This is a genomic window from Bacillus sp. V2I10 (assembly GCF_030817055.1).
Lineage (GTDB): Bacteria > Bacillota > Bacilli > Bacillales > Bacillaceae > Bacillus_P.
Window position 1 is genome coordinate 4,874,814 of record NZ_JAUSYV010000001.1, and the last position, 14,442, is coordinate 4,889,255.

The following is a 14,442-nucleotide window of genomic DNA, read 5'->3' on the forward strand; positions in this document are numbered from 1 at the left end:
TTTTTTTCGTTATGCAGCTTCCTTAAAATCGCTGCTTTCTCTAATATCAGAAACCGTTTTGATTTTATAATTTTTAAACACAAGCGATCCAAGGAGTCCAGATATTCCTCCGGCAAGAGCACAAAGCGCGGCTGTAATGGTAACGGTTAATGGGTCATTAAACCCGTACATGACAGCAAGACCTGCTATCGGAGTTGCCGTTCCAGTTGCGTTGTTTACAAGTCCGAATAGGGAGACGACTACACCGGCTGCAGCGCCTCCGAAGAAGTTCGTTATATAAACGGGGACAGGGTTAGCTGTAATAATATCCGCCTGAGTGAGAGGTTCAATGGCTACGGCAATTGTCGTTCTTCTGTCTCCAAATTTCAACCGGCTGAAAAGAACATAGTTCATGAAGGATGAACCAAATACGGCCAATGCACCAATCGCCATAGGCAGTCCAGTTAATCCGAGCATGGCTGTCAGAGCCATAGAACTTAAAGGAGCCGTTGCTACAACGGTAATCACTCCGCCAAGGATAATCCCCATTATAATCGGGTTGCTGTTGGCTGTTTCAGTAATAATACCGCCAATGTTCAGAAGCGTTGCATCGACTACCGGAGTAAGGGTGTTTCCAATTAATCTGACAAGCGGGGCTGCCACAATAATGGTGACCAGCAAATCAAGACCTGCCGGCGTTTTTTTCTCGATCACCTTTACCAGGAATGCAACCAGATACCCTGCAAAAAAGCCAGGAAGCAAACCAAGTCCGGCACAAGACACGCCGAGCATCAGAGCATAAACCGGGGACACACCAAGTGCAAGCGCCACAAGCGCAGCTGCTGCTACGCCACCCATGCCGCCCGCAGCATCCCCGACTTCTCCCAGAAATTCAATCTTCAGAAGATCTCCTCCAACATACCTCTGAAAGGCTTCAACAAGAAAAGCTGCAACTGCTGCATTGGCGAGAGCTCCCATCGCCTTCATACCCTTTGGGGCTTTATAGCTGAATAAAGAAAATAACCCAAGTACCATTAATAGTAGCGCCGTTCCTTTTATCAATTCCATCTGTCTCTCTCCTCTGGCTGTTAAGAATTTATACATTAGCTGGCATTCATTCTTTTCCAATATCCAAAAAGCCCTTATTCTTTCACACCTTCAGCCGCAAGACAGAAAGTACGAAAAAATAAGAGCGTGCATACGGAATCGCTTTTCAATACGAAATTCAAAGATAATCCTCATAAGCAAACAGGATAATCGATGATTAGCATATCAAACCATTCACATCTTCTCATTTTTTTTGTTCATACCTTCTTGTAGTCTGGCATTTTAGCGGCTGCCAGGTAGAAACGATCAGACCATCTTAACTGAAATTATACAAGAAATATAAAAAATTAAAATAATAGTTAGAGTATATAGGAATTGGTTCAATTGAACAATGGATATTAAAAGGTTCAGAATAATTAATTTCTGTTTGACTTCAGTTCAAGCATAGCTCCCTGTAATTTAGTTTTCAAATGTCCCCTTAATGATCGGGACTCCTCCTTCAACCATCACTTTCCCTTTTGCAATAACGGAATCAATCGTCAGCGTCTCTTTATCCAGCAAAACGAGATCAGCATCCTTCTCTTCTCTGATTTCACCTTTGTTTTTAAGCTTTAAAATTCGTGCCGGGTTAGAGGTGATGACCTGAAGTGCTGATTCAAGCGGAACTCCTTCATCCAATACAGATGAACGGACTTCCTTAAAAAGAGATGACACTCTTCCGACTTGAAGACCCGCAAAATCGCCATCTTCATTAAAATATGGGAGACTTGCCTGCCCATCTGATGAGAACGTAATCTGATTGATTGAAACGCCTCTCTCAAGCATCAGCCGCAAGCCTCTGCTGCACTTCACTTCTCCTTCCTCAAGAAATTGAGGAATCGTGCTTGTTGTTAAGTCCACATATCCGCCTATTTCCGTGTACCTGATGCCCTCTTCAAATAGTTCTGTGTTTCGGTTAATGTGGGTCGGGTGAAAATGATGTATGGGGATGTCCGTCTTTTCTGCAATCTCAAATAAAAGATCAAGTTTTCGGTCACTATCTCCTACATGTATTTCCAAAAGTCCTGCTTTTCCGGTAATTAAACCGCCATTGCGGGCTGCAGCTGCGATTTTAACCAGTTCTTCAAAAGCCGGTTCAGAAGAACGATGATCGGAAATGGCAATCTCGCCTACACCAATTATTTTCTCAATAAAAATCAAATCCTCTTCAATCTTCCCTGTTAAGGTTTTCACCGGAATCTGATACGATCCCGAGTGGATGTAAGCCGTGATTCCCTCTTCATCCAAAGCGTGGGCCTTAGCAAGCAGACTTTCAATCCGTCTTGTTGTTCCATCGGTTCCGAGCACTCCAACTACCGTTGTGATCCCCGCCGTTGTAGCATCTGTTAAATTCAGTTCAGGTGTTCTGGTTTTAAAGCCCCCTTCCCCTCCTCCGCCGATTAAATGTACATGAGCATCAATAAATCCCGGCACAAGGAGCTTCCCTGTTCCATCAATTATTTTTACATCAATAGATGAGGAATCCAGTTTAATCGTATCCTTGATATAGCCTATTTTATTTGCCGCAAGCAGAACATCCTTGCGGCCTAAATAATGGGGTGCGTATACGTCTGTGTTTTTAATTAAAGTAAGCAATTTTTTCCTCCTGTTTCTCCAAGATTTTCTATATTCTTTTATAATGGTTTGCAGTTCATTAATTTGCAAAAAACAGTATCATTCCCGGAAAAAAAAGCTTTTCCAGGGTTTCCGAGTCTTCTTGCGAATGTCGTATTTAATAAATTTATTGTACCAGTTGCTGTTAAACACCTAAAGCTGGTTTGCATTTTTTAGAGTCATGTTCTGTTAATGCCTCTTTCCACTTTTATATTTCAGCAAAAAAGACAGCTGGCTCAAAATTATGAGTCAGCTGTCTTTTTCTACTCTTCCCGCCCCTGGCTGAAAATCATAATAAACTTCAGCAATTCAAACAGGGAAATGAGAGCTGCCGCTACATATGTCAGCGCAGCTGCCCCAAGTACTTTGTTTACGCCGCGCTCTTCTTCATTGCGGATGATGCCTTCTGCAATGATGAAATCCTTGGCTCTTCTGCTGGCGTTGAATTCAACAGGCAGTGTGACTAATTGAAAGGCAACTGCCGCTGAAAAAAAGATAATTCCAAGCCCGATTAGATTGAAGGACCCTAATAAAAAGCCTCCTATAAGCAAAAAGGGAGCAATACCTGAGGAAATATTCACGACCGGGAACATTTTGTGCCTTAAAGTTAAAGCCCCATAGGATTCTTTGTGCTGAATGGCGTGACCCACTTCGTGTGAAGCAACTGAGATTGATGCAATGGAGTTTCCGTAATAAACCTGTTCAGATAACCGCACAGCTTTTTTTAAAGGATCATAGTGATCAGACAGCTTTCCTCTAACAGGTTCTACCGGAACATGATAAAGCCCGTTGTGGTCCAAAATTCTGCGTGCAACTTCCATTCCTGTCATTCCTGAAGAAGCCTGAACCTTTGACCATGTATTAAAATTACTTTTCACTTTAAACTGCGCCCAAAGCGCCAGTCCAAATGCCGCAAAAACTAAAATATCCATAGGATGAAAAAACATTTTAGATCCCCTCCTGCGTTCCGTTTTTTCTTAGTTTTCCCCTTCCTTTTATCCTATCCCCTGTAAAACTATCCAGCCAAACCGGACAGTGTGGATTTTTTGTGAACAATGTGCAATTTGCAGTCATTCTTAACCATTTTGTTTATCAGCTTATATTAAACATCGAAGTCTTAACATGAAGGGCAGAGATTGTAGTAAAATAATGGTATAGTTCAATAGAAAAGCGGAACCGACTGTTCAGCTCCGACAGACAGATTAGAATTCACCGGAAAAGGCCGGGTTTGCCTTTTTCGGGGAATTTGTTCTGGCCGAGGAGTTAGGAGGTGGAGCTAGACAACTTAGAAAAGCGGAACCGACTGTTCAGCTCCGACAGACACATAAGAATTCACCGGAAAAGGCCGGGTTTGCCTTTTTTGGGGAATTTGTTCTGATCGAGGAGTTAGGAGGTAAAGCTAGACAACTAAGAAAAGCGGAATCGCCAAGATCTGACTTTTTTTCCTTAGCCGTGCTGACTGAGAATCTAGGCGCTTCCGCTTGCCATCCATGCAAAAATTTACTTAAACCTTAAGAAAAGCAGGTGAAATACATGCCATCAAAGCAGGAACAGGAAACACTCGAGCAATTGAAGGAATCAGAAAAACACTTTTCAGAGACGAAATTCTGGAGCAAATTAAAGAAGTATGGAAAAAAGGCAGGATCCTCTGTTGTGTATGCCGTGCTGCTTTTATATTTCACGCTTCAAAAACCGGAAGTTCCGGCAAAAACAAAAGCGATTATTATCGGCGCCCTCGGCTATTTCATTTTGCCGCTTGATCTCATTCCCGACTTAGCTGTCGGCGTCGGCTACACAGATGACCTTGGAGCTCTCGGCCTGGCACTTTTACAAGTAGCCATGTACATTGATCAGGATATAAAAGATCAGGCTAAACAAAAGCTTGTTGAATGGTTTGGCGATCAGGTTGATACATCAGACGTTGATGCAAAGATATAGGAAAAGCGAAATCGCCCGTTTACCGCAGGCATGAAGGATTTGCTCTGGCCAAGGAGATGGGCGATGGAGCCATACATCAATGCGCAAAACTCTATACCTTCTTATTTAAAAGAAATTAAGCACCTCTCGAGGTGCTAATTTCTTGGCCCAAATAGCATAACTGACACTCCGGCAAGACAAATGATTGCACCAAATATATCATAGAAATCAGGTGTTTTCCGGTCAACTCCCCATCCCCACAGAACCGAAAGCACAATAAAAATACCTCCATATGCCGCGTACACCCTTCCAAAAGAAGGGAAAGTCTGCATGGCAGCAATGACTCCATAAAGAGCTAATGACAAACCTCCAAAAAATGCCCAATAAATGGGTTTACCTTCCCGAAGCCAGAGCCAAATTAAATATCCTCCGCCAATTTCAGCAAGACCTGCGAGCAAGAATAAACAGATTGTGTAAAACATTTTGCCACCCCTTTATGCACCTGAAAAAGCAGGGAGATTCCTCCCTGCTTTTTCAGACGAATTATCTTTCTTGCTTAATGAGCTGTAAATCAATATAAAGCTGGATGCGTGCATGAAAATCATCAAAATCAATCGAGGTAAGATCAGCAATTTGATTGATTCTGTATTTTAAAGTGTTTGTGTGTATAAACAGCTGTTCGGCTGTCGTTTTGATGCGGCAGTTGTTAAGAAGATAGATTTCAAGCGTTTGAAGTAATTTTGTCTGGCTTTCCTGATCCTTTTTTTGCAGAATCTGAAGATTTTTATTGATGTAGCCTGTTATCCCATGATGCTTGGAGATCGTTTCGAGATAACGGAAAATTCCGAGCTTGCTGTATATGAAAGGAAGCTTTTCAGGTGTTCCGATAAATTTGGCTGCATTGATTACTTCAAGCGCTTCAAGATAAGATTTCTTCAATTGAAGAATGGACGAATACTCATTTCCAATGCCGGCATACACCTTTCGGCCATTAAATTGGGAGAGGACCGTATTCGTTAATTCCTCTGCGCTTTCCGAAAGCTGGCTTAAGCCTTTTGTATTACTCCCGATTATGACGACAATCTTCAGCTGTTCCGTAAAAACCTGGGAAAAATGATTTAAGGCATTTGCAAATAATCGAACCGTTTCTGTTACTTCTTCAAACAGTTCTTCATCATTTTGAGAAATAGTAAAAATATTAACAAGAAACGTTTCGGGAATCAGGATACTGTGATTAGCTGCTTCCCACTTGATCTGATTTTCCGTCTGGAACGCCTCACCGATGATTTTTTTATAGAACTCATTTTTTTCTTCATTCTCTCTAAGGCTGATCTGATTTTTCTGATAAAGAAGTTTGCCGATATGACGCGAAACTTCATGCAGGAATTTCAGATCTGAATCTGTCATTGTTTCTGTTTCCTGAACCCATATATAGCCAAAAACCTGTTCCCTGTAGATTGCGCTTACAACAACCCGCTGATTTAATCCGATTTCTTTTATCTGTTTCACCCGAAACGGGTGAGGAATTGTTTTTAGCTGATCGACAATGCCTTCATCCATGAATTTCTCAAGAATGGGAATTGGCCAATGCTTTGTAAAAATGGTCTGCTGATTGGCTTGATCGAAATGGTCTGTGTAATAAGAGCTGTAGGCAAGCAACGAGAATTGATCATTTTCAATGACAACTGGTTTTTTTAAGTAAGTGCTGACCATATCTGTAATATCATTAATGTTTGTCAGTGTCAGAATTTTTTCCAGCAACATATATGGCCCTCCTGCTTCAAATATAAATGATGAACCTAATTATAATACTTTTAACAGCAGGAAGGGAATAGTGGCTGCATTAGAGATCAAAAATAAGTCATTCAGGATTTGTCAGCGCATAAAAAAGGACCGGGAAAATCCCCGGCCCTTCAAACTTATTCTTTTACAATTTTCTCAAACTCTTCAAATTGTGCTTCTACTTCTCTTGAAGGCTGAGCAGTAAGCAGACTGACCACAATAACGGCAAGTAAGCTTGCTGCAAAACCAGGGATCATTTCATAAAGAGTTTCTGACAGGCCTGCCATCGACCAGAAGATAACCGTTGCGGCACCTACGACCATCCCAGCCAATGCTCCCCATTTCGTCATTCGCTTCCAGAAAAGACTAAGCAGAATCAGCGGTCCAAAAGAAGAACCAAATCCAGCCCATGCATAGCCGACAAGTCCAAGGATCGTGTCGTTTTTCTCCCAAGAAAGAATAAGGGCAATGACCGAGATAAGCAGAACGGACAATCTGCCTAAAAAGACAAGCTCTTTATCTGAAGCAGAGCGTCTGAAGAACGTTTTGTAAATATCCTCTGTTAATGAACTGGCAGTTACTAAAAGCTGTGAAGCGATTGTGCTCATAATCGCTGCCAGTATAGCAGAAATTAAGAATCCTGTAATAAATGGATGGAACAGTACTTCTCCTAATACGATGAAAACCGTTTCCGGGTCGTCTAGCTTCATATCATTTTGAGAAAAATAAGTGATTCCGATAAATCCCGTCAGCATCGCACCGATACTTGAGAAAATCATCCAGCCCATCCCGATATTACGGGCTTTTTTGATTTCCTTTACTGAATTAATCGCCATAAAGCGGACAATGATATGCGGCTGGCCAAAATAGCCAAGTCCCCAGGCAAATAATGATATAACTCCTAAAAAACTCGTTCCAGTAAAAATATTTAAAAGTGCAGGGTCAATCGATCGTGCTGTGTCAATGGAAGGTCCAAAACCCCCAACATGAATAAGTGTAACAATAGGTACAAGAATCAAGGCAACAAACATGATGATCCCCTGAACAAAATCGGTCCAGCTTACCGCAAGAAATCCGCCGAATAATGTATAGGCCACCACAACACCAGTTAAAATCCATAATCCAGTATGATAATCAAGCCCAAATGTACTTTGAAATAAAACACCGCCGGATACCATCCCTGATGATACATAAAAAGTAAAGAATATTAAGATAACTAAAGCCGAAATTAATCTCAGAATCCGTGTTCCGTCCGCAAATCGATTCTCAAGGAAAGCCGGAATGGTAATCGAGTTATTCGCCACTTCCGTATACGTTCTTAATCTAGGTGCAACATAAAGCCAGTTGGCATAAGCGCCAAGCGTTAAACCGATGACAATCCAGATGGAGCTGAGTCCTGTCGCAAACATAGCGCCGGGCAGCCCCATCAACAGCCAACCGCTCATATCTGCCGCACCAGCGCTCAAAGCAGTAACCGCAGCTCCAAGACCGCGATCTCCGAGCATGTAATCATTTAAGTTCGACGTTCTCTTATAGGCGAAATAACCGATAATCAGCATGCCTGCCATATAAATGCTTATAGATAAAACCAATGCGTAATCAATCATAGAGGAACCCCTTTCAGAACCAAGATATATCTTTTTTTAAAAAGAGGAAGCAACCTTTTTTGTCACTTCCTCAAATTGAATCTGGATTTGTCTTACATGAATAATGTAAGAATGGATATGGAATCTCTGATTCTTTATCTATTAAAATGTTTCAGATGTTGTTTTAGCCTGCATATGAAGCTGAAGGTAATCAGGTCCGCCTGCTTTAGAATCAGTTCCTGACATGTTGAATCCGCCGAATGGCTGATAGCCTACGATTGCGCCAGTACATCCGCGGTTGAAGTACAGATTTCCGACATGGAAGTCTTCACGTGCTTTTTCCATGTTAGAGCGGTTTGTCGTAAGGACAGCACCTGTTAAACCATACTCTGTATTGTTGGCAATTTCAAGTGCTTCGTCAAAGTCTTTTGCTTTTGAAAAAGCAACAACTGGTCCAAAGATTTCTTCCTGCATTAAACGTGCTTTTGGATCAACATCAGCAACAATTGTCGGCTGCACGAAGTAGCCTTTTGAGCTGTCTCCTTCTCCGCCTGCAAGTATGCGTCCTTCCTCTTTCCCGATTTCAACATAGCTCATAATTTTATCAAAAGCAGCCTGGTCGATAACAGGTCCCATGAAATGATTTTCTGTTGGATTGCCGACTGTTAATTGTTTTGTTAATTCTACAGCGCGGTTTAATACTTGATCGTAAACATCTTCTACGATCACTGCACGGGAACAAGCCGAGCATTTTTGTCCTGAGAAGCCGAATGCTGATTTTACAATCGATTGAGCTGCGAGTTCAAGATCTGCCTCTTTATCTACTACAATCGTATCTTTACCGCCCATTTCAGCGATTACGCGCTTCAGCCAGATTTGGCCGTCGTTAAGCTGTGACGCACGGTTGAAGATGCGAAGGCCCACATCACGTGAACCTGTGAATGAGATAAAACGTGTTTTTGGATGATCAACAAGATAGTCTCCCACTTCCGCTCCGCTTCCAGGAACAAAATTCAGAACGCCTGAAGGAAGTCCCGCTTCCATCATAACTTCTACAAACTTAGCAGCAACAATCGGTGTTGTTGAAGCCGGTTTTAATAGGATCGTGTTGCCTGTTACGATCGCAGCAACAGCTGTACCTGCCATGATTGCAAATGGGAAGTTCCAAGGTGAAATGATGATCCCTACGCCTAATGGAATGTAGTCATAGCGGTTGTATTCTCCAGGACGGCTTTCAACAGGAACTCCATCTTTAAGCTTCAGCATTTGACGTGCATAAAACTCAAGGAAGTCAATGGCTTCAGCTGTATCAGCATCAGCCTCGTTCCATGGCTTGCCTGCTTCTTTTGTTAATAGAGCTGAAAATTCATGCTTGCGGCGGCGAATGATTGCTGCTGCTTTGAAAAGTACATCTGCACGGATTTCAGGTTTCACTTTTTTCCAGCTTTCAAAAGCAGCAGATGCCTCCTGCATTGCTTTTTCTGCATGGTCACGGGTTGCTTTTGATACACGGCCGATCACTTCTTCTTTATCCGCAGGGTTATAAGACACGATTTTATCATCTGTCGTTACTTTTTCTGCACCGATGTATAAAGGATAGTCCTGTCCTAAATAGCCTTCAACTTTTTGAAGAGCTTCCTGGTAGACTTTTTTGTTTTCCTCATTTGTGAAATCAGTAAATGGTTCGTGTTTGTATGGAATCATTAGAAATCGCTCCTTAAGAATAATTTTTTTAAAAAACTTAACTTTTCACCATGCCTTTGAATGCAAACGCAATATTAGAAGGTCTTTCGGCAAGTCTTCTCATAAAATATCCGTACCAGTCAAGGCCATATGGTACATAGACGCGCATTTTGTATCCTTCTTTGACAAGGTTCAATTGCGTTTTGCTTCTCATTCCGTAAAGCATTTGGAATTCAAACATGGAGTTAGGAATGTTATGCTTTTTAGCCAGCATTTTTGTATATTCGATGATTTGGTCATCATGAGACGCGATAGCTGTATAGTTGCCATTTAGCAGACTTTGCTCAATCAGCTTCTTATAGTTTTCATCAACATCTCCCTTTTCAGGAAAGGCAACCTCAGGAGATTCTTTGTATGCTCCTTTTACAAGACGCAGGAATGGCTTATACTGCGCGAGCTCGCTTAAATCTTTCTCTGTACGATATAAATAAGCCTGTAAGACTGTACTGATGCAGCTGTATTTTGCTTTGAACTGCTTGAAAATATCAAGAGTAGCCTGACAGCGGACTTCATCCTCCATGTCAATTGTTACCATGACATTGTGTTTTTCCGCCGTTTCAAGGATTTTCGTCATATTTTCAATGACCAGCTTATGATCAATATCAAGTCCGAGGGATGTCATCTTTAAAGATACTTGTGAATCAAGTTTTTCCCTGCTGATCATTTCAATTGTTTCGATGCATTCCGCTGTTCTTTCTCTTGTTACTTCCTCTGAATCTACGAATTCTCCAAGATGATCGACTGTTACCAGCAGACCGCTCTCATTCAGCTGTTTAATGAATTTGATGGAACTTTGAAAATCTGTTCCCCCAATAATTTTTCCAGCTGCAAAACTGCCGCCGCGCTTCTTTGCAATATTATTAAGTAAGTTATTTTTGGATAAGAATAAGAAAAAATCCCTTGTAATCGCTTCCATCGTCAACGCACACCTCCTGTAGAAGTTGTAATCACAAGATAATCTTACTTTTTTCCGACAATTTTCACAACGTTCTAAATATACAATAATCAAGCGCTTTATTTGTTGATTTTGGACAATGAGACACTCCAGATTATATCCTTCTGGTTAAAAAAATAAACAGCCGCGGCTGCTTATTTGGTTTTCTATTTTACAATCATCACTGGACAGTTTGCATGTTTTGCCACTTTATGACTTACACTTCCAAGGACCATCTCCTGAAGTCTATTCAGCCCTCTGCTACCTACAATGACTAAATCAAACTGGTTCTCATTTGCAAAGCTTGCAATCGTCGGACCAGGCTCCCCTTTTTTGATTTGAAGATCAATTTCAATACCCTTTTCTTTTAAAAGAGATTCTGCCGGATATATTCGCTGCTTTCTATGCTCATCTCTCAAAGCTCTGTCCCCTTCAGACAAAACCTCAGATTTTGATGAAGCGGCATCTACTACATACAGAATGGTAACAATGGATTTTTCTAATGATGCAATGTGGCCTGCTTTTTCTGCAGCCCTTAAAGCATTCTTTGATCCATCCACTGCCAACAAGACTTTTTTAAACATATTAACCCCTCCAATGATCTTTTTTTCTTTCTTAATGTTAAATCCTGAACGATTTAATAAAAATTACATAGAAAAATTAGACATATTGCAAGATCTGTCCTAAATGGAAGGAAAAGTGCGATAAAAAGAGTTACAAAACTATGTTTACGCTTACATTGTACTATATATTTTCTGGGGATGATGATATAATTTCCGAGTTATCAACGGCCACGGCTTTCATGAGAGTTGAAAGTCACAATAAAATAAGATAAAAGAGGTGTTTATTGGTTGAACGTACAGACAATTAAACAAGAGTGGTTTAGTAATATCCGCGGGGATATTTTATCTGGTATCGTCGTTGCTTTAGCCCTTATTCCAGAAGCGATTGCTTTCTCCATTATTGCTGGTGTTGACCCGATGGTCGGATTATACGCATCCTTCTGTATTGCAGTTGTGATTTCATTTGTAGGCGGAAGACCTGGAATGATATCGGCCGCTACGGGGGCAATGGCATTACTGATGGTAACGCTTGTTGCTGATCACGGTCTGCAATATTTATTGGCTGCAACTGTGCTGACAGGGGTCATTCAATTTGTTATGGGTATGTTAAAGCTCGGAAAAGTGATGAAATTCATTCCAAGGTCTGTTATGGTTGGATTTGTAAATTCATTGGCTATTCTGATCTTTACGGCTCAGCTTCCGCATTTTGCTGGTGAAACGTGGATCATGTACGCCTTAGTAGCAGGTGCTTTAGCAATTATCTATATCCTTCCCAGATTTACTACTGCCGTTCCTTCTCCATTAGTCGCGATCATTGTGATTTCGATTATTTCAGTTATGACAGGAGCAGGTGTAAGAACGGTCGGAGATATGGGAGAACTCACACAGGCGCTGCCTTTCTTCTTGATCCCTGATATCCCATTAAACTTTGAAACTCTGCAAATCATTTTCCCGTACTCCTTTGCATTAGCCATTGTAGGATTATTGGAATCACTGCTGACAGCGCAAATCGTAGATGATATGACGGATACGGAAAGTGATAAAAATAAGGAAGCAAAAGGCCAGGGCATTGCCAATATTATCAATGGATTTTTTGGCGGTATGGCAGGATGTGCGATGATCGGCCAGTCTGTTATTAATGTTAAATCCGGAGGAAGAGGCAGATTATCGACTTTCGTTGCCGGTGTATTCTTAATGGTGCTTATCTTATTGTTAAACGACCTTCTGATTCAAATACCAATGGCCGCTCTTGTTGGTGTTATGATTATGGTATCCATCGGAACATTTGACTGGTCTTCTTTAACAAAGCTGCATATTATGCCAAAAACAGACGCAGCGGTTATGATTGTGACAGTTGTTACAGTTGTTGCTACACATGATTTATCAAAAGGTGTACTTGCAGGAGTCCTTTTAAGCGCCCTGTTCTTTGCAGCAAAAATTTCTAAAGTTCATGTAGAAACATTTGTGAGCGAGAATAAGTTAATGAAAACCTATAAAATCAGCGGTCAGGTCTTTTTTGCTTCAGTTGAAGATTTACTTTCAAAATTCAACTTCAAAGAAGAGATTGATACCGTCACGGTTGACTTAAGCAATGCTCATCTTTGGGACGATTCAGCTGTCGGAGCAATTGATAAGCTTATCCTTAAGTACAGACAAAATGGGACTGAAGTCAGAATAATGGGGCTGAACAAAGACAGCACCAATCTTTTGAATAAATTGGCCGTATATGACAAACCGAATACTAAAGCAGCAAACCATTAATTCTTAAAGAGATGCACATTCGTGCGTCTCTTTTTTGTTTTCCGCGGTGCCGTGAATCGAAAAGAATGATGAATGAAAAAAGAGGAAACCTTAAGCAGGAATTCCTTTTCTAACTTCCTTCCCAATCAGCTAAAAAGGCAGGTGTCTGTTTTGACTATTTCCGAAAAAATAATCCGTCCTCTCGGTAAGAACACGAGATGGGCCATTTCCTCCCTGCTTAGCAGTTTTATTATATTAAATTATTTTGACCGAGTCGCAGTAGCTGCAGCAGCACCTGAACTTCAGAAGGCTTTTTCTCTCAGTGCATTTGAAATGGGACTTGTTTTCACTATTTATAACTATGCTTACACCCTTATGCAGCTTCCAATTGGCGGAATGCTCGATAAATGGGGAGTCGGATGGGTGACGAGAATCGGCATGATCCTATGGACACTTTTAACCATCAGTATTGTATTCGTTCAAGGAACACTTCTTCTTTATATTCTCCGCTTTTTCACTGGAATTACGAGCGCATCCGCTTTTCCTGCAGCAGCAAAAGCAACAGCCAACTGGTTCCCTTTTCATGAACGAGGGCTTGCAAACGCTCTTTTTGATTCTTCAGCAAAACTGTCCAATGTAATCGGAGGACCGCTTGTTGCAATTTTGATTACTCTTTACGATTGGAGAATGGCCTTTTTAACGATTGGAGTCATTAATGTCATCTTTACGATCATCTTCTGGAAATATTATGATGAACCGCGTTCACATAAGAGCATCTCACAAGAAGAAATCAATTACATTCAAAAGTATGGGGACCTTGCAGATATACCATCCTACAAAGTTCTTCATGTTTTAAAAACCTTTTTTAAAAATAGGAAAGTATGGGGGCTCATGATTGGCTTTACTGGATATGGCTATACCTTTAATTTGCTGCTGCTCTGGCTTCCGACTTTTTTCAGGGAGCAGTTTAAACTTGATTTACTTTCCTCCTCGCTTTATACGGCCATTCCATGGCTGATTGCCGCTCTTTCAGGAATTATTGCGGGAGGATGGCTCGTCGATTTTTTCATTGGAAAAGGCTATGCTCCCAACAAAGTTTATAAGGGAATCATCATCATTGGAATGACAGTCGGCCTTACGTTTCTGGGCTCTATTTTCACGAAGGATCCAATCCTGTCTATGCTTTTTATTTCTATTGGACTGGCTGGTATTTCCGCTACTGCCCCCGTTGGATGGACGATTGCGGCTAAGCTTTCACCACCTGGCACTACGGCTATCCTCAGCTCGATGGTTAACTTTTCGAACAACTTATTCGGGGGAATCATCGCCGCTTTTCTAACGGGATACATAGTCGATAAGACAGGATCATTTAACTTGGCATTTGTTCTCGCAGCAGGCGTTTTGGTTCTTGGTTTGCTCTTTTATACTGTGGTTTTAGGCAAAATTGAACAAATTCCGATTGAAAAACAATAAAAAGCTCTGTACATGTACAGAGCTT

Annotated in this window: 12 protein-coding genes and 1 riboswitch; of the genes, 3 read left to right on the plus strand and 9 right to left on the minus strand. The window is 41.2% G+C overall.

Annotated elements, in window-relative coordinates; all coding sequences use genetic code 11:
- Nucleotides 1–9: 9 nt before the first annotated feature.
- The 3 genes from QFZ72_RS24625 to QFZ72_RS24635 form a co-directional block, all read right to left on the minus strand.
- Nucleotides 10–1,047, minus strand: a complete 1,038-nt coding sequence (locus tag QFZ72_RS24625; RefSeq protein ID WP_307438696.1) for a PTS sugar transporter subunit IIC — start codon at nt 1,045–1,047, stop codon at nt 10–12.
- Between the two features lie 229 nt (nt 1,048–1,276).
- Nucleotides 1,277–1,380: riboswitch (purine riboswitch) on the minus strand.
- A 105-nt stretch (nt 1,381–1,485) separates the two neighbouring features.
- Entirely contained in the window at nt 1,486–2,661 is a 1,176-nt protein-coding gene (iadA, locus tag QFZ72_RS24630; RefSeq protein ID WP_307438697.1) for a beta-aspartyl-peptidase, read from the minus strand.
- Nucleotides 2,662–2,942: 281 nt separating this feature from the next.
- The gene (locus QFZ72_RS24635; protein ID WP_373464633.1) at nt 2,943–3,626 is read right to left on the minus strand and encodes a zinc metallopeptidase; all 684 of its coding nucleotides are present in this window, start codon (nt 3,624–3,626) and stop codon (nt 2,943–2,945) included.
- Nucleotides 3,627–4,212: 586 nt separating this feature from the next.
- On the opposite strand from QFZ72_RS24635, the gene QFZ72_RS24640 reads away from it, so the two are divergent.
- Complete coding sequence (locus QFZ72_RS24640) at nt 4,213–4,617, plus strand: YkvA family protein (RefSeq protein ID WP_307438700.1); 405 nt, start codon at nt 4,213–4,215, stop codon at nt 4,615–4,617.
- A 134-nt stretch (nt 4,618–4,751) separates the two neighbouring features.
- Here QFZ72_RS24640 and QFZ72_RS24645 read toward each other — a convergent pair whose 3' ends face one another.
- The 6 genes from QFZ72_RS24645 to QFZ72_RS24670 form a co-directional block, all read right to left on the minus strand.
- Nucleotides 4,752–5,078, minus strand: coding sequence for a YnfA family protein (locus tag QFZ72_RS24645; protein ID WP_307438701.1), 327 nt, complete (start codon nt 5,076–5,078; stop codon nt 4,752–4,754).
- 61 nt (nt 5,079–5,139) lie between these two features.
- Nucleotides 5,140–6,360 carry a PucR family transcriptional regulator gene (locus QFZ72_RS24650; protein ID WP_307438703.1) on the minus strand — a complete coding sequence of 407 codons (1,221 nt, stop codon included), beginning with the start codon at nt 6,358–6,360 and terminating at the stop codon, nt 5,140–5,142.
- Between the two features lie 155 nt (nt 6,361–6,515).
- On the minus strand, nt 6,516–7,985 hold the full coding sequence (putP, locus tag QFZ72_RS24655; protein ID WP_307438704.1) for a sodium/proline symporter PutP: 1,470 nt from the start codon (nt 7,983–7,985) through the stop codon (nt 6,516–6,518).
- Nucleotides 7,986–8,126: 141 nt separating this feature from the next.
- Nucleotides 8,127–9,668, minus strand: a complete 1,542-nt coding sequence (gene pruA / locus QFZ72_RS24660; RefSeq protein ID WP_307438705.1) for an L-glutamate gamma-semialdehyde dehydrogenase — start codon at nt 9,666–9,668, stop codon at nt 8,127–8,129.
- A gap of 37 nt (nt 9,669–9,705) precedes the next feature.
- On the minus strand, nt 9,706–10,623 hold the full coding sequence (locus QFZ72_RS24665; protein WP_307439986.1) for a proline dehydrogenase family protein: 918 nt from the start codon (nt 10,621–10,623) through the stop codon (nt 9,706–9,708).
- A gap of 185 nt (nt 10,624–10,808) precedes the next feature.
- Nucleotides 10,809–11,225, minus strand: a complete 417-nt coding sequence (locus QFZ72_RS24670) for a universal stress protein (RefSeq protein WP_307438707.1) — start codon at nt 11,223–11,225, stop codon at nt 10,809–10,811.
- A gap of 267 nt (nt 11,226–11,492) precedes the next feature.
- Between QFZ72_RS24670 and QFZ72_RS24675 the strand changes: the two genes are divergently transcribed.
- Nucleotides 11,493–12,965, plus strand: coding sequence for a SulP family inorganic anion transporter (locus QFZ72_RS24675; RefSeq protein WP_307438709.1), 1,473 nt, complete (start codon nt 11,493–11,495; stop codon nt 12,963–12,965).
- A gap of 72 nt (nt 12,966–13,037) precedes the next feature.
- Nucleotides 13,038–14,417, plus strand: a complete 1,380-nt coding sequence (locus QFZ72_RS24680) for an MFS transporter (RefSeq protein ID WP_307438711.1) — start codon at nt 13,038–13,040, stop codon at nt 14,415–14,417.
- The last annotated feature ends 25 nt before the right edge of the window (nt 14,418–14,442 follow it).

What these genes read in the sequence shown, in the direction of transcription:
- QFZ72_RS24645 (WP_307438701.1), bottom strand. Translation starts at nt 5,078, where the DNA reads ATGTTTTACACAATCTGTTTATTCTTGCTCGCAGGTCTTGCTGAAATT.
- putP (WP_307438704.1), bottom strand. Translation starts at nt 7,985, where the DNA reads ATGATTGATTACGCATTGGTTTTATCTATAAGCATTTATATGGCAGGC.
- QFZ72_RS24625 (WP_307438696.1), bottom strand. Translation starts at nt 1,047, where the DNA reads ATGGAATTGATAAAAGGAACGGCGCTACTATTAATGGTACTTGGGTTA.
- QFZ72_RS24650 (WP_307438703.1), bottom strand. Translation starts at nt 6,360, where the DNA reads ATGTTGCTGGAAAAAATTCTGACACTGACAAACATTAATGATATTACA.
- QFZ72_RS24680 (WP_307438711.1), top strand. Translation starts at nt 13,038, where the DNA reads ATGAAAAAAGAGGAAACCTTAAGCAGGAATTCCTTTTCTAACTTCCTT.
- pruA (WP_307438705.1), bottom strand. Translation starts at nt 9,668, where the DNA reads ATGATTCCATACAAACACGAACCATTTACTGATTTCACAAATGAGGAA.
- QFZ72_RS24670 (WP_307438707.1), bottom strand. Translation starts at nt 11,225, where the DNA reads ATGTTTAAAAAAGTCTTGTTGGCAGTGGATGGATCAAAGAATGCTTTA.
- QFZ72_RS24665 (WP_307439986.1), bottom strand. Translation starts at nt 10,623, where the DNA reads ATGGAAGCGATTACAAGGGATTTTTTCTTATTCTTATCCAAAAATAAC.
- QFZ72_RS24635 (WP_373464633.1), bottom strand. Translation starts at nt 3,626, where the DNA reads ATGTTTTTTCATCCTATGGATATTTTAGTTTTTGCGGCATTTGGACTG.
- QFZ72_RS24640 (WP_307438700.1), top strand. Translation starts at nt 4,213, where the DNA reads ATGCCATCAAAGCAGGAACAGGAAACACTCGAGCAATTGAAGGAATCA.